At 53.0% G+C, this 22,101-nt stretch carries 11 protein-coding genes; 7 read left to right on the top strand and 4 right to left on the bottom strand.

The features are described 5' to 3' along the window. Positions 1 to 263: 263 nt before the first annotated feature. The 3 genes from H8S61_RS04795 to H8S61_RS04785 all read left to right on the top strand — a co-directional run bounded on the left by H8S61_RS04795 (position 264) and on the right by H8S61_RS04785 (position 9,456). Complete coding sequence (locus H8S61_RS04795) at positions 264 to 6,785, top strand: S8 family serine peptidase (protein WP_186938124.1); 6,522 nt, start codon at positions 264 to 266, stop codon at positions 6,783 to 6,785. Between the two features lie 94 nt (positions 6,786 to 6,879). After that, a complete protein-coding gene (locus H8S61_RS17680) occupies positions 6,880 to 8,277 on the top strand; it encodes a cell wall-binding repeat-containing protein (RefSeq protein ID WP_186938123.1) in 1,398 nt (465 codons plus the stop codon). 156 nt (positions 8,278 to 8,433) lie between these two features. Then, on the top strand, positions 8,434 to 9,456 hold the full coding sequence (locus tag H8S61_RS04785) for a glycosyltransferase family 2 protein (RefSeq protein WP_186938122.1): 1,023 nt from the start codon (positions 8,434 to 8,436) through the stop codon (positions 9,454 to 9,456). A gap of 115 nt (positions 9,457 to 9,571) precedes the next feature. Here the strand turns inward: H8S61_RS04785 and H8S61_RS04780 are convergent, their stop codons facing one another. From H8S61_RS04780 to wecB, 4 genes are all read right to left on the bottom strand, one after another. After that, the gene (locus H8S61_RS04780; protein WP_186938121.1) at positions 9,572 to 10,312 is read right to left on the bottom strand and encodes an ABC transporter ATP-binding protein; all 741 of its coding nucleotides are present in this window, start codon (positions 10,310 to 10,312) and stop codon (positions 9,572 to 9,574) included. A 14-nt stretch (positions 10,313 to 10,326) separates the two neighbouring features. Then, positions 10,327 to 11,112 carry an ABC transporter permease gene (locus tag H8S61_RS04775; RefSeq protein ID WP_186938120.1) on the bottom strand — a complete coding sequence of 262 codons (786 nt, stop codon included), beginning with the start codon at positions 11,110 to 11,112 and terminating at the stop codon, positions 10,327 to 10,329. Positions 11,113 to 11,253: 141 nt separating this feature from the next. Beyond that, positions 11,254 to 13,698 carry a glycosyltransferase gene (locus tag H8S61_RS04770; protein WP_186938119.1) on the bottom strand — a complete coding sequence of 815 codons (2,445 nt, stop codon included), beginning with the start codon at positions 13,696 to 13,698 and terminating at the stop codon, positions 11,254 to 11,256. Further along, a complete protein-coding gene (wecB, locus tag H8S61_RS04765; protein WP_186938118.1) occupies positions 13,698 to 14,798 on the bottom strand; it encodes a non-hydrolyzing UDP-N-acetylglucosamine 2-epimerase in 1,101 nt (366 codons plus the stop codon). Before wecB ends, H8S61_RS04770 begins: the two co-directional genes overlap by 1 nt. 293 nt (positions 14,799 to 15,091) lie before the next feature. Between wecB and H8S61_RS04760 the strand changes: the two genes are divergently transcribed. The 4 genes from H8S61_RS04760 to H8S61_RS04745 all read left to right on the top strand — a co-directional run bounded on the left by H8S61_RS04760 (position 15,092) and on the right by H8S61_RS04745 (position 21,959). After that, the gene (locus tag H8S61_RS04760; protein ID WP_186938117.1) at positions 15,092 to 17,008 is read left to right on the top strand and encodes a YidC/Oxa1 family membrane protein insertase; all 1,917 of its coding nucleotides are present in this window, start codon (positions 15,092 to 15,094) and stop codon (positions 17,006 to 17,008) included. Next, the gene (locus H8S61_RS04755; RefSeq protein WP_186938116.1) at positions 17,001 to 19,163 is read left to right on the top strand and encodes a sulfatase-like hydrolase/transferase; all 2,163 of its coding nucleotides are present in this window, start codon (positions 17,001 to 17,003) and stop codon (positions 19,161 to 19,163) included. The genes H8S61_RS04760 and H8S61_RS04755 overlap by 8 nt, the downstream gene beginning before the upstream one ends. Before the next feature lie 86 nt (positions 19,164 to 19,249). Beyond that, a complete protein-coding gene (glf, locus tag H8S61_RS04750) occupies positions 19,250 to 20,347 on the top strand; it encodes a UDP-galactopyranose mutase (RefSeq protein WP_186938115.1) in 1,098 nt (365 codons plus the stop codon). 88 nt (positions 20,348 to 20,435) lie between these two features. Then, positions 20,436 to 21,959, top strand: a complete 1,524-nt coding sequence (locus H8S61_RS04745) for a glycosyltransferase family 4 protein (RefSeq protein ID WP_186938114.1) — start codon at positions 20,436 to 20,438, stop codon at positions 21,957 to 21,959. Positions 21,960 to 22,101: the final 142 nt, after the last annotated feature.

Below are 22,101 nucleotides of genomic sequence, written 5' to 3'. Positions count from 1 at the left end.
CCATTCCGAACCCGGCAGTTAAGCCTGCCATCGCCGAAAGTACTGCGGGGTCAGCCCGTGGGAGGACAGGACGTCGCGCTCGCCCAGGGCGTTTCCGTTTCCGCCGAGAGGCCCGAGGGCCCCCGATCCGGCCAGGATCGGGGGCCCTTTTCCTTTGCCCCGGGGCCCTGGTGGGACGCAAAGAGGGTGGCGACGATTGGAAGGGGATCAATGCCGTATAATGCAGCTACGGCATTGGATGCGTTGGAGGTCGGGGTGGTTGTATGTTGCTTAGCTTTGTCTGCCGAGGGCTGCTGTCGTTCGTGCTGGCCATCTCGCTCGCTCTTCCTATTCCCGCAATCGCATATGCGGTTGATGAAAAGAGGTCGGAGGCTGCTGGGACGATGGATGATTCGTCACCGGCTGAAGCCTCGACTGTCTTAGAGCCGTCACTCCTCGAGCCGTCAGGCGCTTTGGCAGATGACGACGGATCTGACGAAAGCACCCTCATGGAGGTAATTCCTGGCTTGGGTAGCGAATCGCAGGAGGATGGGGTTGTCGCAGCTCTAGAAGAGGCTGAGATGCCTTCTGATGGAGATGTGGCGAGATCGGTGGCGCAAGAGGAGCCGCGTGAAGATTGCGTTGCAGGTGAGGTTATCGTCGTGTTCAATGACCCGTCTTCTTCAACCGCCCGTGCATTAAACGATGATGCCGCATCGGTTCTTGAAGGGGCCGATGTTCAGGTGATTGAGGAAATCGCGCCTGAAACAGAGGGAAGCGGTGCCATAGTTTCAGCTCAGGCACCTGATGGTATGACTGTTGATGATACTATTGCCGAGTTGTCTGATTTGCCTGAAGTTGCGTATGCGCAGCCGAATTATTCGTATCGCTTGATCGATGGAATTGAAGACGTCGACGACGAGGCCATTCCGCTTGCGGAGGATGATTGCGAAGCCTTTTCCGTTGATGATCCGCTGTGCAATAACTCGCTAGTGCCCAATGGAAATCAGTACTATTTATACCAAAGTAAAACCATTGATGCATGGAATTCTGCTACTTCCGACGGCAAGGTGACGGTGGCGGTGCTCGATACGGGGTGTCGACTCGACCACGTTGATCTTTCTGGAGTTATCGATACCGAACTGGCTTACGACACGTATCACGATGCGCCGCTCTCTCAATTGTCGTCCAACGGGACGGTGCCTCGCGGGGATGTTATGGGGCACGGAACGCATGTCGCAGGCATTATCGGCGCTCAAGCCAATAACGGAATTGGGATTGCCGGTGCTTCCTACAACTCAACCGTTCTTCCGGTAAAAGTGTTCAACGATGGGGCCAGCTCCCTGTCGGCGCGAGCTTCCACATCCAACATAATCAAGGCGTATAGTTATCTCGCGAATCTAATTAATGCGGGTAAGGTCTTCAATTTGCGGGTGATTAACCTGAGTCTTGGCTATTATCCTTCGAATTCGAGTTCGAGCGACAGGGCTTTCGAGCAAGCCATTGCGTCGATGCGTAACGAGCACGGAGTTTTGACAGTATGCGCTGGGGGTAACGGGGATGCGAACGGGAATCCTTTGACGGATCGTTCGCTGCCTTCGGATTTTGAAGAATGCCTATCTGTGACATCTCTTGATCGGGATGGTGGCAATACGTATTGGTCGGACTATAACGAGTACAAGGATATTAGTGCTTACGGTGCTTCAATTACGTCGACTTCGCATACCGACGCAGAAGGATATCGTACGTTAAGCGGGTCTTCAATGTCCTCTCCATTGGTAGGAGGCGTTGCGGCGTTGCTATGGGCTGCCAACCCGGACTTGTCGGTTGATCAGGTGGTTTCTGCTTTGGAGGAAACGGCTGATCCTGTGCAGGATAGCGAGAACGACCGGTTGTTGGTGAGCGGAAGTCATGGTGCCGTGAATGCGAAAGCGGCTGTTGACTCGGTGTTGCCTGCTTCTCCTGCCGATCCTATCGATCAAGCCGGCAAGGCTCGCAACCTGGTTCTGCTTGTGCGGTTCGCTGGGGATGAGGTGGGCGATGGCGACACGGGGTTTAATGAGCCGTATCTCAACGGGGCGCGGCCTGAAATAAGAACCAATTGGGAGCATATGACCCATCAGTTCAATGAGCCGGATTCGAGCAGTTACGTGGGTTGGGGCCTTCGGAGTTATCTTGCTGCCGTGTCCGAAGGACAGCATGACGTGGTGACGGACTTTCCCCAAACGAGAAGCGATGGGCGTGTTTCGTATCTTACACTCGATGTTGCTTCTGAAGATTTCGGATGGAACTCGGATCTGGATTTTCTCAGCAAAGTGATAAACCGATTCAATGAAACCTATGACGATTATGCGGGGTCGCGTGTTGACGGCGATCTGGACGGGTATGTGGACAATGTGCTCATCGTAGTTGCGGGTGTACCGAGCGATGAGCAAACGCCTTTCCATGCTCATAAGGCAAATGCAAACGACCCTTCTTTGAAAGTCGGCAACGGGGCGAATGCTCGAACAATAGATGCCTACAACATCATTCCGACCACTCAGGCGTCTCTTGATTGGGGCGTGGTTGCGCATGAATACCTGCATACGCTTGGAGCTCGCGATTATTATCGTTCTGGGGCCAATGCCGGCAGTCCGGTAGGAGTGTGGGATATCATGGCATCGTCTGGCTCACGATCGCGTCCACTTGCCATAACGAGGGAGCAGATCGGATGGACGACGATCCCCGAGGTGACGAAAGCGGGAACGTACAAGCTTGAGGGCAACCAGGCGATGGCGTTCAGGTCGCCCTTAGGGGGTTCGGAATATTTTGTGGCCGAATACCGTCAAAAGGGATCCAATGTAACAGGTTTGGATTCGAAGATCGGCGGGTCAGGATTGATTGTGTATCGAGTTAATCCTGCCTACGTAGACGAGGGCAACATCAATGGAAACGACTATGCGTATGTATTTAGGCCGAATGAGACAGGCCTTGGCAACGCTGCCGGCGATCTAAAGGATGCTCAGATTTCCGCAAGCGGGTCGCGGCAATCGATCGGTTCAAGCGATTTTTCCAGAGGGATCATCGACGGCGCCTTGTGCTATGCGAATGGAACGAACTCGGGAATAGTGGTTGAGGTGGTCGAGCAGGTCGATGACTCGATTACATTCAGTCTTGCATATCCGGATTATGAGTCGCTTGATTTATGGGATAGCGTCCAGAATCTTGATGCCTCGGGAAGTCAGATCGCACCAAAAGCAAGAGGGGTTGTACTTCAGTCGGATGGGGACAATGTGTACGCTCTCGTCGATGAAGATGGGAGAACGAGAACCGTATTGAAATACGAAGGTTCAGGATGGACCGATCTCGGAGTGCTTTCAGATTATTCGTATGGTTGTAGCCTTGTGATAAAGAGCGGCGTACCGTATGTCATTGGAATAGGCGACGGCGGTTACACCATCATTCTGAAAGAGTATCGTGATGGGGCGTGGCGTACTTTGGCGACGTACGAAGCCGGTGCGAGAGTAGGCTCTCCGAGCATGGCTTTCGTTGGAGAAAAGCTATATGTAGTCAACACCGAAGGCGAAGTGGGATTCGAGGACGTTGTGGTCTACGAGGTGGCCGAAGGGGCACTAAGCCGTGTCGCGTCGGTTCCGGCGGGTACCGTCACCGACATGAAGGCATTCGAGCTTGGTGATGGTCTTGCTGTCAGCTATGGTGATATATATAAAGATGTAAGCTTCGTACGCTGGTTCAAAAATAACGAATGGAAAGAGCTGTCGAAAAGCGAGCATGCAGCCTATTCCGTCTCTGTGGCGCATGACGGCGGGAAGACCTATGTGTATCAAGGGTTGAGGTTCCCGAATGGTGATGTGGCGACACCCCAGATCGTGGTGCTCGATGGATTGGGCAATGTAGAACGCTCGGTGTCTCTCAAGGGGTATGAACAATCGTCGCCTACGGGGAAGATTGCTTCAAGTGAGGGACGCTTGTATCTTTGTATGACTACACGGGAGGGGTATGTTGCAAAGGTGTATTCTTCTCCTGCTAGCGATCTCGAGACATGGGAGAGCCTTGGGAGCGATGTTTATTCACCCGCATACGCGACCTCTATGGCGATTGCCGGTGAGTCGGTGTATGTCGGTTTTACCGATTACGGTACTCATGATGCGCTCGTCAAGCGCCATGACGTAGTCAAACAAGAGCATCCGCTCACGATTGAGATGATGACGCCTCCTGATGTTGTGTATGGATATGCACGCGAAAGTGAGATAGCGTTTTCGGTGGAGAACACGGGAAACGTGGCCGTTGAGCAGCTTGTTCCTTTGCTTGATGCCGGTTTGGATGAATACGAAGTGGGGGCGATTTCGAATACGGTGCTTGCGCCTGGAGACTCTGCTGTTCTTACGTGCAAACTAAAGACGGGTCTAAATGCGGGGTCGTACCCGGGCAAAATAAGGATTTCATCAAAAGACTCGGCTGTCGTCGCCGTGTTTTCGTTCAACTGTTCGGTGAAGCCTCTTTCCATTGCGCAGGGATCTTTATATGAATTCGGATCGTCTGCTCAAGGTGTTGCTGAAAAGACGTATACGGGAAAGCCGCAAACGCTATTGGACGGATGGAGAGTCGTAGTCGATGGGATTGAATTCGGAGCTGGCGATATCGTTTTGTCGTATCGAAACAACGTGGCTGCGGGAAACGGGATGAGTGGGGACGCTCCAACGACTATCGTCTCGGCAACAAGTGAAAACCTCGAAGGTACGTTTGAGGTTCCTTTCTCTATTGCGAAAGCAGACATCTCTTCTGCGGAGCTATTCGAAATCGGATCGAGCCTTTCGGGGGTTGCCGCTCGAACCTATACCGGGGAAAGCCAAACTCTGGCTTCCGGATGGGTAGTAAGGTTAGGGGATCTGGAAGTTGGTGAAAACGATATAGATCTGACCTACCTCAATAACACGAACGCTGCATCCGCGTTCGATCCTTCGGCACCTACCGTCATTGCAAAGGGTCACGGTTCGAACGTAGAAGGCTCATTCAATGTAAAGTTTGATATCAAGCCTTTCGAATTAGACCGAGGTCGTATTTATGAAGCCGGCGCCTCTTCGGAAGGTATTGCTGCAAGGGTGTATGATGGCGCAGGGCAAACGCTTTCTCCTGGATGGACTATCAGGCAAAATGACATCAAGTTGGACGACAAGGACATTGTTATTGAGTATTCGAACAATGTCAATGTCGGTGGAGGTTATGGCGACAACCCTCCAACCGTGATCGCTAGTGGTAAAACGAGCAACGTTACCGGATCCTTTGCACAAACGTTTGTTATTGAACCGCTCGATATATCGTCGGGAAAATTCTACGAGCGGGGGGCCTCTTCCCCGGGCATCGTGCCGAGAACGTATAACGGCGCAGCGCAAACCATATCCGATGGGTGGTCGCTCAAGGCGTCCGGATTAACGTTCAGCTCTCATGAAGTAAAACTAACGTATCGTAACAATGTGAATGCAGCGCAATCAGCATCGAAGGAAGCTCCTGTGGTGGTCGCTTCGGCTAACAGTCAAAACTTGACTGGATCGTTGGAGGTTCCTTTCACGATTAACAAGGTTGACATATCTCTTGGGAAATTATACGAACATGGAGCCGTGCTTCCGGGTGTTTCTGATAAGGATTGGAGCGGTAAGCCTTGTGTTCTTGCCGACGGCTGGGAGATTAGCGCAGGAGGACGTCGTTGGCTTGCATCCGATGTCGCCCTGTCTTATGGAAACAACGTCAACGCCGCCGGCAAAGGTTCCTCAGCTGCTCCGACGGTCACGGTGTCTGCCGTCAACCAGAACCTTACCGGTTCGTTCAGCGTGAAGTATACTATTAAAAGGGTATCTCATTGGGAGCGGATCTGGGGTGCAACCGCTTTTGAAACTATGGAGAGTATTTCAAGGAAAAGTTATCCATCGGGCTCGAACTCAGTGGTCGTGGCCACGTTCGATGGATATTGGGACGCTCTAACCGCGTCAAGCCTCGCGTCTTTTGAGGAAGCTCCGATTTTGCTCACAAAGGGAACGGGTCTGAGCGATCAAGCGAGACGCGAGATACAACGGTTAAAAGCAACGAGGGCGATTGTCGTAGGTGGCCCAGCTGCGGTGTCGAACGAGGTTATTTCTCAGATTGAAAACATGGGGCTATCCGTCTCGAGGCAAAGTGGAAAAACCGCAACGGAAACCGCTGTTCAGGTCTACAAAGCGAAAATAGGACAGTGGTCGAAAACCGCAATCGTTGCGACAGCTGATGGGTATTGGGATGCGCTTTCGATCGCGCCTTTCTCGTATTCGAAAAAATCTCCCGTCTTTCTGGCTGAGGTCGATAGCCATGCACTGTCGGATGATACGCTTGCGGCCATTGCGGCGGGCGATTTTGAAAACGCTATCATTGTAGGAGGCCCTGCAGCGGTGTCGACCGATGTGGATCGGCAGCTCGGTTCTTTTGGACTTGAGGTGAAAAGGTTATCGGGCCCCACTGCTGCATCAACTTCGCTCGCGATTGCGAAGTATGCGATTTCTCAAGGAATGACGGCAAAGAATGCAGGAGTAGCCACTATTGATGGCTATTGGGATGCTTTGACGGGCGCAGCACTTTGCGGGAAATACAATTCGGTTTTGATGCTCGCCTCAGAGGGTGATACAAGCTGCATGGAGGGCATGATTTCCTTGTCTCGGAATGGAGCCTATCTTACGTCTCGCAAAGCGAACTTGCAGCATGGTTTCGTCTTCGGCGGTCAAGCTGCAGTGCCGAATGCCCTGGTAGAGAATTTTGAGATGATGTACGTCGGACCCTGATTACTACCGATCCAGACGCGAATGTAAGGCGTATACTTGCCATACAACGTATGAGCTTCTCGATTAGGTTTAATGAAGGACAAGGTGATTCGACGTGCAAGTGCAGAATAAATGCAGTGGTGCGCGAGTAGCGACTCGCGTATTCTCGTCAATTGCGCTTGCTTTGAGCGTAAGCGTCGGAAGCGGTGTTTTGTATGCGGATGAGATCCCAGTATCCGAAAAGGATTCGCTGCATGAGCTTGGCTTGATGGACGACGATGCGGAACTCGATGCCTTGACGGGGGACGCGAATGAGGAAACGTCTGCTTTTGATGCCGATTTGCTTGAACCGTTGTCTGATGTTGAGTCCAACCCGATTGAGGAAGGGATTGCGTCTCTTTCAAATATCGATAGAACAGTATACGTTCCAAAATCAGGAAAAGGAAAGTATCATTACTCTGCAGTGTGTTCGGGTATGAAAAATCCGGTGTCGTTAAGTTTGCGCAGTGCTATTTCTCGGGGATATGAACCATGTGGGACATGCGTAGACGGTTCGAGCGATGATCCGGCTGCGGGCGACGACGAAGCGTCGTCGAGGCTCACTCGTTTGCATGGCCCTATAGCGTTGGATACCATGCGCGCGATCACTTTGGAGGGTTTCGCAGCAGGATCATCCCCATATGCTATTGTTGCCACGACGGACGGGTATTGGGATGCGCTCACGGCTGCTGGTTTGGCTGGGCTTTCTCGGGCTCCCGTGCTTCTTACTGACAAACAGTTTCTTTCTTCCCAAACGGAGCAGGAAATACGACGCTTGCGGTCGAGTTGCATCTATATCGCAGGAGGGCCGGCAGCCGTGTCCGAGCATGTCGTCAATCAAATTCGATCAATTGCCGGGGTCGCAAAAGTGGAGCGTTTCGCTGGAAATACGGCAACCTCCACAGCGGTGGAGCTGTTTCGGAAGGTTGACGGGTGGGGCGATACGGCCATTGTTGCGACGTCGGGAAGTTTTCAAGACGCTCTCTCGGTTGCTCCTTATGCGTATGCCAATCATGCTCCCATTCTGCTTGCCGAGTCTGGTACGGGAGTGCTGTCGGACGAGACGCTGCAGGCAATCAGATCTTCCGCAATTAGAAAAGCGTACATCGTAGGAGGAGTCGTTGCCGTTTCTCCCGAAGTTGAGTCTCAGCTTGGTGGCCTTTATGCGGGAAGGCTTTCAGGTCCGACTGCCTATGAGACATCGAACGAGATTGCGACATGGTGCGTTTCGCAAGGTATGCAGGTCGATGGAATGGGAATCGCAACCGGAGAATCTTATTATGATGCTCTTGCAGGCGCAGCTCTTTGTGGGAAGAACAATGCTGCCCTCGTTTTGGTTGCTGACAATAATCGTACGACGGTAGACAGCTTCATTGGCTCCTATGCTCCGAATGTTTCGACCGCTTATGTATTCGGCGGGCCTGCGGCTGTGTCTCCCGACACGTTTAACGCTATTGCTTCTTGCTTGGAGTAGGCAAAAGAGACTTGCCAATGAGTTTTCGTAATGCAACTATTGCGTATTTTGAGACCGATATGAAGATGCTCTTTGTGCGACCATGCCATTCATCGGCTACAATGGCATGGTCGCCTTTCGAGTAAGTTATAGTCACGTATCGCAGAAAGTGAAAAAATGCTAATCTCCATCATCGTTCCTGTGTTTAATGTCGAACGATATCTGAGGAAGTGCCTTGATAGCTTATGTGCTCAAACGCTTCAAGACATCGAAGTGATTTGCGTCGATGATGGATCTACGGACGGATCACTTGCTATCCTACGCGAGTACGAGGCCAATGATACTCGTTTTAAGGTGATCACGAAGCCGAATGCGGGGTATGGAAACAGTATGAACCTTGGATTCTCAGTCGCGCAAGGCGAATACGTTGGAGTGCTGGAATCCGATGATTTTTGTAAGCCTGAAATGTGCGAAACTCTCTACAAGAAAGCTTGCGAGTATCAAGCGGATATCGTGCGCTGCAATATCATGTTGTATTGGTCGGAGCCTGCTGAGCGAACGGAACTCGTAAGATATGCGGATCAAAATGAGTGTCACGTTCCGTTCGACCCGCGTAGTCAAGAAAAGTGCTTCCTTCTTCCCCCTGCCTTATGTTGCATGCTTGTGCGACGAAGCATCATTGTCGACAATAATCTTAGGTTGCTTGAAACACCGGGCGCTTCGTATCAAGATACATCGTTCAGTTTTAAACTTTGGGCCTGCGCTGGGCGCGCGGTTATGATACCTGAAGCGTTTGTGTTCTATAGACAGGACAATGAATCATCTTCGATCAATCAAGTCGATAAGCTCTATGACGTTTGTGAAGAGTATTCCGAAATCGAGCGCTTCCTGGCCGAACGTGGAGGCGGGTACGAAAGCCTTCTACCTATCATGGGTAAAAGAAAATACAGTGCTTACATTTGGAATTATAAGCGCATTGCATCTATATATCATAGAGAGTATGCCGAGCGTATATCTCACGAATTCAAAGATGGGGCAGTGCTCGATCCGAAGCTATTCTCTTCCGAGGATTGGAGTGATCTGTCATTGCTCGTTAACGATCCCTTGCGCTTCGTTGAGAGAATGGATGTTTGGGACGATGGACGTGTGAAGCTCTTTCATAGCTTGAGCAGGGTAAAAAGATTTTTGAATTTGCACTGAGCCGTTTCTGGACTCCTGTATCGTTTATTGGGAATTTCGACCTGTCTCTTCCTGTTTTTGGTAAGAGTAAAAATGACGTCTGCGGAGACGTGGGGTGGCGAAGCGCTGTTGCGAATTACGCTCCCAGTCGTCTGTATGCCTCGCAGACCTCTTCGGCAGAACCCTGCATGCGCATGTTGCCTTTTTCGATCCAGAGGGCTTGTTTGCAGAGGCTCTCTACTTGATCGATGCTGTGCGAGACGAACAAAAGCGTCGTGCCGTGCTCTTTAACGAGCTCATTGATACGATCCTCGCATTTCTTTTGGAACAAGAAATCGCCTACCGACAGTGCTTCGTCAACGATGAGGATGTCGGGGACGGTCGCGGTGGCGATTGCGAACGCGATGCGCGCAACCATGCCGCTTGAGTAGTTCTTGAGCGGCATATCGATGAAATTCTCGACTTCGGCGAAAGCGACGATGGAGTCGAAGCTTTCGTCAATGAACGACTTGCTATACCCCAGCAGAGCACCGTTGAGGTAGACGTTCTCGCGCGCCGTCAGCTCCGCATCGAAGCCCGCTCCAAGTTCGATGAGGGGCGCGATCGTGCCGTTGATTTCACAGGTGCCGCGCGTTGGTTCGAGTACGCCGGCTATTATCTTCAAGAGCGTGCTCTTGCCTGAGCCGTTTGTTCCGACTATTCCGTAAACATCGCCCTTGTTTATGGTGAAGCTTATGTCCTTGAGGGCTGTGAATTCCTTGAAAAACAATTCGCGTCGCAGCAGGGTGATGAAGTACTCTTTCAAGCTGTTCAACTGCTGGTTGGCGATATTGAACACCATGCTCACGTTGTCGACTTTGATGATAGGTTCATTCATGGTAGCGGCACCTTTTACACGTAGAGGATGAATTTGTGTTCAGATTTGCGGAATACAAGCAAGCCAACGGCTAACGTGATCAGTGCCATGCCCAGGCACGTGAGGTTCTCCATGCCGCCCGGATTGGTGTTCCACATCATGATGTCTCGGAAATACGTGACATAGTGATACATCGGGTTAAATGCCATGATGGATTGCATCCAGTCGGGTAGGGCTTCCATGGGGTAGAACAGCGGGGTCGCATAGGTCCATGCCGTGATGACGACGCCCCAGAGATGGATGGTGTCGCGAAAGAAGACGGCGAGCGCCGAGAGGATGAGCCCCAGCCCTGTGCAAAAGATGACCATGTACAGCAGCAGGAGCGGCAGAAATATCAGGTTCGCCGTTGGAACGATCTGGTAGTACACCATCACGATTGCGACTGCGATAAGGGATATTGCAAAGTTAACCAGCTCGAAAATGACCTTTTCAAGGGGGAAGACCAGTTTCTCTACTCGTATTTTCTTAATGAGGGGAGCCGCTTCGATGATTGAAGTCATTGCGGCTGAGGTGGAGTTTGCCATCATCGTGAACAGGATGTTGCCGAGGATCAGGTAGAGCGGGAAATTCTCGATCTGAAAGCGGAACATGAAGCTGAAGACTGCCGAGAGAACGAGCATCATCAGCAAGGGGTTCAGGACGCTCCATAGAACGCCGAGCACGCTGCGACGGTATTTCAGCTTGAAGTCCTTGGTTACCAGCGTCGAGAGCACGAAGAAATTGTGCTTCCATGATTTGGCCTGCACGGCTTCGGTTGTCATACGTCCCTCTCTCGTTATGTCGCAGGAGCGGCAGATCATTGCGAAATGCCTATTATAGGGTTACTCAGGCGACTGCACAATCGAATGAGCGCGTGCAGCCGCACTTCTCCTCATCTTTTCGATGCGCCTATGCTGCGGCTGTCAACGACCTACGATTTTTCGATAGGCCGTGCGAATGCCGTCGTTCGCTGCTAAAGAGTCGGCGAGCTTCGTGTTTTTAAGCCGCCGAATCGCTTTACCTGCAATGGCGCGAAGGGTTCGCCCTCCATCGTTGATGTCTTTCGGCTTGCTGATTCGCTCGGGATCGAATCCCTTGGCTCGGGCGGTTGCTACCGCGGGGTACAGCTTGCCGCAAGCTTTCCAAAGCTCGGGGTCTGTGGATTCGAGATGCCGGTCAAAGTCGAGTGCGCGAGAAAGGCCCCGTTTACGATCCGGGTCCCAGACGAGGGATAGCAAGTAGTGACTCTGCAGGAGGTGGCGCTTGAACAGACTGCGCATGTAGTCGCGTTGGCCGGCACCCATGGAGGGTGCGTGCTCCTCATAGTAAGCGAGCATGCGCCTGATCACGCGATCGTGATGATCGTAACGGTTGGTGAACGTGCTGGGGTTAATGCTCTGATCCGCGTTTCCGACCGCGTAACGATAAACGTATTCTGGCGTAAACATCACGGTACGGGTGTAAGGGATTGGGAACAGTAGGTACTCAACATCGACATAGAACGTGTGTTCCTGCAGTGAAAAGTGAGCTTCACGCATGACCGAGGTTTTGAACATGGCTGATGCCATGGCAAAGTACTCCATGGCAAAATCGGACGAGGCGAATTCATATTGCTTGTAATATTCTGAATCGCCTTTTTTCTCCCATGCGAATGTGTGTCCGTCTTCGAAAAATACTTGGTAGTAGTTGCTCGAGATCAAGTCTGCGTTAATGTTCTGAGCCAGCATATTGTCGATAAGCTCGTCGAAGCTTTTTGAGTCGACCCAGTCGTCGCCGTCGATGACGCGAAAATATCGGCCTTTGGCTTTCTCGAGCGCTGCGTTAATGGTGGACCCGTGACCGCCGTTTTGCTTATCGATGACTTGCACGATATCAGGGTAGTGCTGTTCGTATGCGCGTGCGATTTCAAGTGTGGAATCTTTTGATCCGTCGTTTACAATGACGATATCCAGACGGCTTGCATGGCGGCAAGACACGAGCGAGAGCAGGCAGCGATCGAGATAGCACTCGACGTTGTAAGAGGGAATGCAGATGCTAACGAGCTTCTCATTGCTCTTCAATGCCCCAATTTGAGGCCACGTCTCTCGTGAAAAAGACGAGCCGCTCGAAGTCAGGTCCGCGAGAAGGCTGTCGAGCATAGACGCGGCATTCTTTGCAGCGAAGCGATCGCGGTATGAGCGATCGACATGCGGGACAAGCGAACCTTCCACGATGCCGATGAGCGCTTCGGCTAGCTTTGCGGTTTCGCGTGGATCGACGCAAACACCACCGGCTCTATCGATCATGCTCTGAGCGGGGGAGCCGTGGCCCGTGATGCCGAGCACGGGTGCGCCCGTGCCGAAGTAGTCGGCGATCTTTCCCGCGAAAAAGATGCTTCCACCTGTTTCTTCGAGGGAATCGAACGAAGCGTCAACATGCACGAGCCAGGGGGATTCCTCCATGATAGCGAGGCTCGTCAAGTAATCGACGCTCGGCTCGATAGAGACCACGTTGTGCAGGTGGAAATTATAGATGAGATCCCTCGTGTCGCTTGGAATGTGTCCAATGCAGCGGACGCGAATGCGATCGAGCATAGCCGTGTTTGTATTCTGGATGTGATGCAAAGCCAAAACAAGGGGGTTGAGCGATCGGAGATGGTCGGTATGGCCCAAGAAGGTGAACGTGATCGCATCTCGATGGCTCGATTCCCGAGTCAGGGAAGCCGAGGGTTTCGCTCCTTCGAGCAGCTCGGGATCGAAGGAGTGCGGGATTGCGATGGCGCGTTTGCGTTGGCGGGTGCCAAGTACATGGCTTTTCAGCGTGTCGCAGGGAAAGACGAGCGCATCTGCCCCGTTGATCGCTTTGTCCTCAAGCTCTTTCATCTTCTTGAGGAACTGTGCGGCGGGGTCGTCGAAGGAGTCAATGCCAAAACCATTCGAAAGGGCATCGACGAGAGACGTTTTCTCCCGATCGTCCATGCTCTCACTGTCGAGAACAAGATCCTTGATCTGGTATGGGTTGCGGGCTATGGGGTCGGCTATGGATGCTATCCACGGCAATTCGGGATGGAGCTTTTTGACGGCTTCGCCGACGAGAATGCTCTCAGGGGGCATGCTGCGCGTCATGACAGCGTCGTAGGGGTTGTGCTCGTGCTCGCGCTCGAACAACTCGATGGCGCGCTCGACCCACTCGTCGACCTCGTCGGTTTTGATGGGCGTGATGCAGATGTTGTCGGCTCGTACGGGCAGCTCGTGTTTGTAGCCCCACAGGTCGCTTTGCGAGGAGCACACGTCGAACGTGTGCTCGGAATTGCGCAGAAGCTTGTAGGTGACAATACCCTCCGAGGAGGTGGCTGGCGGAAAGAACCAGCTCGCGACATAAACCCTCATCAAAAACCCTCCTTCAAGATGGCAAGGATTCGTTCGGAGGCACGGCCGTCACCGTATGGGTTGGCTGCGTTAGCCATGGAGCGATAGATACTGTCATCTGAGAGGATATTGCTCACGATGCGCACGATGTCCTCCCGCTCGACACCTGCCACCACGGCTGTCCCTGCGTCGACCGCTTCAGGTCGCTCGGTCTCGGTGCGTAGCACTACGACAGGCTTGCCGAGATGGGGTGCTTCCTCTTGCAGCCCTCCCGAATCTGTGAGTACGAGCGTGCTGCGAGCCATGGCGTTGTGCATGTCTTCTACGTCAACGGGGTCAATGAGTTCGACGTTCGGATTGTTTCCGAGTTTCGAGAAAACCGTCTCGCGCACAGCCGGATTCAGATGGACGGGATAGACAAAAGATGTGTCCGGATAGAGTTCGCTCAACTCGTTCACGGCATCGCAGATGTTGCAAAGAGGATCGCCGAGATTCTCGCGACGATGCGCGGTCATCAGCACGGTGGGTTTCGAAAAATCATGCCGTGCGAGGTCTTCGTTTACGAATTCGTAGTCATCGTGGGTGGTGTATTGGAACGCGTCGATAACGGTGTTGCCGGTGACGTGCACGTGCTCGACAACGCCTTCGCGTTCAAGTGCAAGACGATTGGTCTCGGTGGGTGCAAAATGGTAGGTGGCAATCGCCGAGATGATCTTGCGATTCATTTCCTCGGGGAATGGCGAGTATCGGTCGTACGTTCGAAGCCCTGCTTCAACGTGGCCCACGGGGATCTGGTGGTAAAAAGATGCAAGCGCAGCGGCCATGGATGTCGTGGTATCGCCATGGACGAGGACGATGTCTGGACGCTCGTCCTCGAGCACGGGCTCCATTTTTTCAATGACCGAAGTGGTGATAAGTCCAAGCGTTTGCCCGGGGCGCATGATGGAGAGATCGTGATCGGGTTTGACTTTGAAAATATTCAAAACTTGGTCAAGCATTTCTCGGTGCTGCCCGGTTACGCACACGCGCACGTCTACGGCTGGATCATGAGATAACGCGAGGACGAGTGGGCACATCTTGATCGCTTCAGGTCGTGTGCCGAATACTACGAGTACTTTCATAGTGCCTTCCGTTTTCTGATAATTGCTGATGAGGGTGATGTGACCGACAGTTTACTGTAGATCGACGGCTCGGGAAAGGGAGGCGAGGCGAACTATGCAAAACCTGCTTTTTTAAATATGCGGGCGTGTTTGTCGAGGCCGTGGAAAACAATGTGTTCTCATGCGGGTCTCAGGGCGCTTGCGTTGCATTATCGGTTGAAATTGCATACTATGATCAGTCGTTCGTTATGCGATTGTCAACATTCGCGCCGGGTTTGTGCGTTCAGGTTACCATCGAAGGAGTTCGTGCTTTCATGTTAGATGCTTTTGCCAGCCTGCTCTGGCTCATTGTGCAGCCCTGTTACGATCTGACGGGGAATTGGTGGATCGCGATTCTTTTGTTTACGGTGATTATCAAGTTGCTCATGCTTCCCTTGTCGCTGTGGTGTCAGAAGAACGCTATCGTCATGGTTCAATTGATGCCCTCGCTCAACCGAATTAACGTCAAGTTTTTCGGCGATCGCGAAGCGATCGGCGAGGCCCAAAATGCATTGTACAAAGAAAAGCACTATCATCCGCTGTTGAGCCTCGTTCCCCTGGCCGCGCAGATACTCGTGCTATTTGGCCTCGTAGAGGTAGTGCACTGGATCACCGATGGTGGAGCTCCCGGCACGGAGTTCATGGGCATGGTGCCGTGGGAGGATGGCGGTGCTTCGTGGGTTATGCCGCTATTCGCAGGTTTGTCTGCCATCGTCATGGGCTTCGCGCAAAACCGGATTAATCCGCTGCAGAAAGAACAGTCGCGCGCCGAGAAGAACATGACTAACGGTTTGTCTATTGCGTTGTCTTTTGTGCTCGGTGTTTTTGTGGCCACGGGCATGGGCTTTTACTGGGTATGCTCGAACCTCATGTCTATCGTTATTCAGGCGATGTGCAATGTGATCATCAAGCCGGGTAGGCACATCGATTACGATGACCTGGAGGAAAGTCGCAAAGAGCTAGACGCTTTGCACGCGCTTGAGGCCGATCGCAAGAAGCGTCGTTGGTTCGATCCGCTCTCAAAGCGCGAGAAAGCCGACTACAAGCGCTTTTTTAACGTGGTGAACAAGCACATTGTTTTCTACTCGGAAAGCAGCGGTTTCTACAAATATTTCAAGGGTGCCATCGAGTGGTTGCTTGGGCATTCGGATGCTCCGATACACTACGTGACGAACGATCCCGACGATCAGATATTTGAAATTGCGAAGCGCGAACCGCGCATCAAGCCGTACTTTATCGGGCAGAAGAAGACCATCACGCTCATGATGAAGATGGACGCCGACGTCGTGGTGGTCACTCAAGAAGACCTCGACAACTATTACAATAAACGTTCGTACGTCCGCAAGGACGTGGAGTACGTATTCATGTTTCACCATATGACCAGTACGCACATGGTGGCGACGAAAGAGTCTTACGACAACTACGATGCGATCATGTGCGTTGGCCCGCATCAAGTGCGAGAGCTCAGACGTGCGGAGGAGCTGCGTAGCCTGCCTCGCAAAGAGCTGGTTGAATGCGGATATGATCTAATAGACGAGGTGATAGCCGCGTACCAGTGCGACGAGGCAGCACGCAAGCCCAACGAGCGGCCTGTTGTTCTCATTGCGCCGTCGTGGCAGGAAGACTGCATTTTGGATTCATGCATCGACGAGATGCTGAGCTCGCTTATGGGCCACGGGTATCGGATTATCGTGCGTCCCCATCCTGAGTACGTGAAGCGTTACGGGGCGAGGTGGGAAGCCCTTAAGGCGCGCTACAGCGCATTGCCCGAAGGCGAGCTATGCTTCGAAGGAGATTTCAGCAGCAATAATTCAGTACTGACGTCGGACATCCTTATCACGGATTGGTCGTCCATTCCCTGCGAGTTCTGCTTTGCAACTAAAAAACCCGCGGTGTTCGTGGACACGACCATGAAGGTATCCAACCCCGAATATGAGGATCTCGGTATCGAACCGACGGACATCTCGCTTCGAAATCGCATTGGACGCTCGGTGGCCGTGAAAGACGTGCCATCGATTGGCGGCGTGGTCGAACACATGCTGGCAACGCAGGATGAATGGAAAGAATCCATCACCGAGGTGCTGGACGGATTCGTGTTCAATCTTGGTCGCGGCGGCGAAGTTGCCGGCGAGTACCTTTTGACGCGCATGCTGGCGAAACAAGAGGAAAAGAAGCAGGTGGATCATGCTTAAGAAGAGACTTGTCGTCACTCTTTTCGATGCCGCGTCGGCCTCGTTGCTGGCTGCGCTTGCGGTGCTTGCCTTTGCAACGCCCGCTTATGCCTATGTGGATCCTTCAGTCATGACCTACGCCATCCAGGCTTTCGCTGGCGTGGCGGTTGCTCTTGGTGCGGTGGCGGGCGTGGCGCTTCGACGCACGCGCAAACTATTGTTCAAAGCGCTTAATATCGACGAGAACGCCAATAAGATCGTGGAGCCCGACGTTCATCGTCTTGACACCGACGGAAACCCTATTGGAGCGCAGGTCCAGGTTGCGCCTGTCGGCAAAAGACGTCGCCCCTCCGCGAAGCGCGCCAGTGTTCCGAGCGATGTTGGAACTCGCGGAGGCTGGGGCTGGGGCAAGCGCGCGGTGTACGCGCTCATCGTGTCGGCGTTCACTGTGTTTACCTTGTTCGTTGTGGCGCCGTACGAGATCGTCGCCAGCAACACGACCGATCTCGTGTTCGGGTTGTCTGATATATGGCTGACTGTTGCGATTCCCGCAGCGATTATGGCTGTGAGCTTAGCGCTGGTCATCTCGCTGTTTCGCGGCAAGGCGTTTCAGGTGATCATGCTCGTGGTGTTTTCGCTCGGACTTGCGGCATATGTGCAGGCTCTATTTCTCAACGGTGCGCTACCGGCGGCCGATGGCAAGGCGGTTCCTTGGCAAGATTACACATCCATTACTGCGTTGAGCGCGCTCATCTGGGCTGCCATTATCGCGATTCCTCTTATTTTGAGTCGATGGTTCGGACCGACCTGCCGAGGAGCAGCCGCTGTTGTCAGTGTGTGTCTGATCATCGTGCAGGCCGTGGGCATTGGGAGTTTGTTCGCTCAGCCTTCCGAACAGCCGAGCGCTTTGTCGGCATCCTCCACGGATTCCGGCGTGCTTGCTCGGTCGGATGCTCCGATTACTCAGAAAGGGCTCTATAGCGTTTCGCCGAGCAAAAATGTGGTCGTCTTCGTTCTCGATACGTACGATACGGAGGATCTCGACAAGGTGATCGCGAGTGATCCGTCGGCAATGAATGAGTTCACGGGGTTCACATATTTTCATAATTCCACCGGTATGATGATTCCTACGCGTTACGCAGTGCCCTATTTGCTCTCGGGGAAGGTTCTTCCAGAAAGTAACGCTGACGATCGCGCAAATCTGTTCAAGTTCTTCGAAAACCGTTATGTGCCTGCCACGTTCTTAGAGACTATTCAGAGCAGCGGCTACTCTATTGGCTTATACACCGACTCGTTCTTTCAGGCGAATAGCGGCGCCGAGCGTTACGTATACAATATGCAAGACGAAGTGCGTCCGGAGCTGAATCGCGAGGGCACCGTGTCCATGTTATGGAAATGCGCTTTGTACCGCGATCTTCCCTGGTCGTTCAAGCCGACGTTCTGGTTCTGGACCGACGAACTGAACAAGGCTATGGTCGCTGAGTCTGACGAGGAGGCCCTTGACAACGCTCTTTATACTATGGATGACGTCTCGTATTACGATAATCTTGAAAAAGTGGGTCTTTCTCTGAAGGACGAGGGAGGCGTCGGCGATTTTCGCTTCATCCACCTGCAGGGCGCTCACGAGCCGTACACTATGGACGAGAACGGAGATTACGTAGGTGATGGCAATTCGTCGCGCGAGCGGCAATGCCGCGGTTCGCTGAAGATGGTGTCGGATTACATTGCGCAGCTCAAAGACCTCGGTGTGTACGACGATACAACCATCATCGTGACGGCCGATCATGGCAGGTATATTCCTGCCGACACCACGTTTGCCGAACCGATGGATCAGCCTTCGAGCCCGATTATGCTTGTAAAGCCATCTGGCCAGACTGCGGAGGAAAGCGCGGCGCCCTATCGGGTTTCTCAAGCTCCTACCGGCCATCTTGATTTCCAAGCAACCGTGCTTGATGCGATGGGCTTGGGCAGTGAGAGCTACGAAGCGTTCGGGGGGACGCCTGTTTTTCAGATCCCAGAAAACGCTGAGCGAACCCGCTACTACTACGTCACTACTACCGACTGGAATCAGGACGTCGATTTCAGAGAGTATGAAATCAATGGCGACGTAATGGATTTCGATAACTGGCACCTTACTGGACGAATATGGGACTACTTCGATAAAGAGCCGGTTTAGGATTGAATTGATCGAAATTGAATACAAGCTTGAAGGTGTCGTCTGGTATGCTGGCAGACGACACCGCAGTTACTGAGAGGAATTCCATGGCTCATTACGACATCCTCATTGTTGGAAGCGGCCTGTTTGGGTCGATCATCGCGCATGAAGCCATTGCCCGGGGCAGGTCCGTGCTTGTGCTTGAGAAGCGCGATCACATCGGAGGCAACTGCTATACCGAGGAAGTCGACGGTATCAACGTCCATCGATATGGTGCGCACATTTTCCGCACGAATGATGAGTCTATATGGAACTACCTGCGGCAATTTTGCGAGTTCAATCATTTTATCAATTCGCCAATCGCCAATTACAAAGGCGAGTTGTACAATATGCCTTTCAACATGAACACGTTTCATGCGCTATGGGGGACGGTTACGCCCGATGAGGCGCGGGCTGTCATCGATGCGCAGCGTGTGCCGTGCGAGAGTCCGAAGAATCTCGAGGAGCATATTCTGTCTCTGGCGGGTCCTGACATCTATGAGAAACTCGTGAAGGGCTATACCGAGAAGCAGTGGGGCAAGCCATGCACGGAACTCCCCCCGTCAATCATGCGACGTATTCCCATGCGCTTCATTTATGATAACAACTATTTCGTTGATCCCTACCAGGGTATTCCCAAGGGCGGTTACACGCGCATTATCGAAAAGCTGCTTGAGGGTGCAGAGGTGCGCACAAGTGCGGATTATCTCGATGGCAAAGATGCTTTTGATGCAATGGCCGACATGGTGGTGTATACGGGCACGATAGACTCTTACTTCGATTACCGTTGCGGAGAGCTGGAGTATCGCAGCCTGCGCTTCGAGCACCAACGCTTAGATTGTGAGAATTACCAGGGTGTGGCTGTGGTGAATTTCACTGATCGTGAAACGCCGTACACGCGAATCATCGAACATAAGCACTTCGAATTCGGCGCGCAGCCCACCACGGTGATTTCGCGTGAGTACCCGCAAGATTGGCATCGTGGCATCGAGCCATATTACCCTATGGAAGACGAAGGCAATCGTGCTCGCTATGAGCGCTATCGGGAACTTGCAGAGCGAGAGGATAACGTGCGTTTCGGTGGGCGCTTGGGCGAATACCGCTACTACGACATGCAAGACACGGTGAAATCGGCGCTTGCGAAGTGTGAGGAATGGCTGGGGTGATCCTACGGAATACGTCGATCTGACAAGAAGCGAATGGGTTTCTTCCTCGCAATTGGCGCGCTGTGATTGCTTAACCGAAGGCTTGAGCATGGTGAACGATGCGGACGACGATGGTCTTTTCCGCTCTGTCATACCTAACGCTGGAGATGCGGGCTATTACCATATTTCCTTCGAGGGTGAAAAGCTTTTGGGGAGTGCGGGCGTGCTATACGTGGTGGACGAATACAACCACGTGCTGGGTGAGGCCACGCTGGGATCTAAGACACTGCTCAAGTTGCCTGCCGCCCAAGAACATGCGCTCTTGGTGAAGGTTTTTCCTCATTCCGGCGTGTTGGTGACTCGTGCAGCCGTGGCTCCCGCGACCGGAGAGGACCCGGTTCGCGCGTTTTGCGATTCGGCGCTCAAGGGCAACGTGGCGGTGGTGGTGCCCGCTTATCCGGCTTATGAGAACACCTACCCTTGCGCGTTCGTTCATGCTCGCGTGCGAGCATATCGCGAGGCGCATGTGGCATGTGATGTTTTGTGCGTTTTTGACTATGAGGGATATTGCGCTTACGAATTCGAAGGTGTACGCGTTCTGCGCATGCCCATGGACGAGCTTGGTCGGCTATTGCGCTGGAGGAGCTATCGAGCGGTTTTGCTGCACTTCTTTGATCTGCGCTATGCCCGCGAGCTTGATCGTGCTGATCTGGACGATACGCCGATCTTTCTGTGGTCGCACAATCCCGAGACTCGTTATTGGGATTGGCCCTTGTTTACTGCGCCGTACTTCAGCGACCTACCCGAGATCTCGCCGAAGCAAGAAGATGAGTTTCGCGAGCGCGATGCGGTCATCGCTCGATACAACTCCAAGCCTAATGTGTCGTGGGTGTTTGTGTCCGAGGCGTTGAAGCAGCGCAGCGAGGAGCTATTGGGCTTTACTTTCAGACGGGCTCATGTAATTCCCAATTTGGTGGACGACAAGATTTTTCGCTTTGAGGAAAAGGATCCCGATCTGCGTAAGAAGGTGTTTCTGACGCGCAAGTTCGACAACGTGTCCACCTATGCATTGGATGTGGTGGCGAACGTTATCGTGGAGTTGAGCCGCCGACCGTTTTTCTCTGACATGGAGTTCGACCTGTACGGTACGGGCGACTTATACGACCGGCTGGTTCAACCCTTGCGCGGATTTCAGAACGTTCGTTTGCACCGTCGCTTTCTGTCGCGCTCCGAGATAGCGAGCGAACATCGAAGTCACGGTATCGCGTTGTATCCTACACGGTTTGACTCGCAGGGTGTGTCGATGGGCGAGGCGGCTATGTCCGGTCTAGTCGTGGTGAGCTCGGACATCGATGCTGCTCGGTGTTTTTTGCCTGACGATCGGGGGTTGCTATGCGAGGTTGAGGACGCCGAGGCGTATGCCGACGCCGTCGAGCGGCTTTACTATGACCAGCGGGCGTTCACGGCCGCTGCGCAGGCGTGTCATGAAAAAGTTCGGCGCTTGTGCGGACGCGAGCAGACCGTCGATCGCGAGATCGCGCTGATCAAAGGGTGTACTGGTCGCGGAGTTATTTGCGCACTCGGTAACATTGTGAGGGATAGGCGTTATCGCTCGGGTATGAGCGCGCACTAGGCTGCGATTATCAGATCGGTGCGGAATCCGAGGTAGGCTTGCGCTTCTGAGCTTATCGTAGCTGCGTGGGTGCCACAGCGCTGTGATTAGTCGCTCCGTTATAGATATGAACGGAAGTTCGCGTGCAAAGCACTTCGTTCGT

It is taken from the genome of Eggerthella hominis (assembly GCF_014287365.1).
GTDB classification, from domain to species: domain Bacteria; phylum Actinomycetota; class Coriobacteriia; order Coriobacteriales; family Eggerthellaceae; genus Eggerthella; species Eggerthella guodeyinii.
The sequence above is the reverse complement of the archived record's forward strand: the minus strand, read 5'-3'. Positions and strand labels throughout refer to the sequence as shown.

What these genes read in the sequence shown, in the direction of transcription:
- H8S61_RS04795 (WP_186938124.1), top strand. Translation starts at nt 264, where the DNA reads ATGTTGCTTAGCTTTGTCTGCCGAGGGCTGCTGTCGTTCGTGCTGGCC.
- H8S61_RS04770 (WP_186938119.1), bottom strand. Translation starts at nt 13,698, where the DNA reads ATGAGGGTTTATGTCGCGAGCTGGTTCTTTCCGCCAGCCACCTCCTCG.
- H8S61_RS04760 (WP_186938117.1), top strand. Translation starts at nt 15,092, where the DNA reads ATGTTAGATGCTTTTGCCAGCCTGCTCTGGCTCATTGTGCAGCCCTGT.
- glf (WP_186938115.1), top strand. Translation starts at nt 19,250, where the DNA reads ATGGCTCATTACGACATCCTCATTGTTGGAAGCGGCCTGTTTGGGTCG.
- H8S61_RS04745 (WP_186938114.1), top strand. Translation starts at nt 20,436, where the DNA reads ATGGTGAACGATGCGGACGACGATGGTCTTTTCCGCTCTGTCATACCT.
- H8S61_RS04785 (WP_186938122.1), top strand. Translation starts at nt 8,434, where the DNA reads ATGCTAATCTCCATCATCGTTCCTGTGTTTAATGTCGAACGATATCTG.
- wecB (WP_186938118.1), bottom strand. Translation starts at nt 14,798, where the DNA reads ATGAAAGTACTCGTAGTATTCGGCACACGACCTGAAGCGATCAAGATG.
- H8S61_RS04775 (WP_186938120.1), bottom strand. Translation starts at nt 11,112, where the DNA reads ATGACAACCGAAGCCGTGCAGGCCAAATCATGGAAGCACAATTTCTTC.
- H8S61_RS04755 (WP_186938116.1), top strand. Translation starts at nt 17,001, where the DNA reads ATGCTTAAGAAGAGACTTGTCGTCACTCTTTTCGATGCCGCGTCGGCC.
- H8S61_RS04780 (WP_186938121.1), bottom strand. Translation starts at nt 10,312, where the DNA reads ATGAATGAACCTATCATCAAAGTCGACAACGTGAGCATGGTGTTCAAT.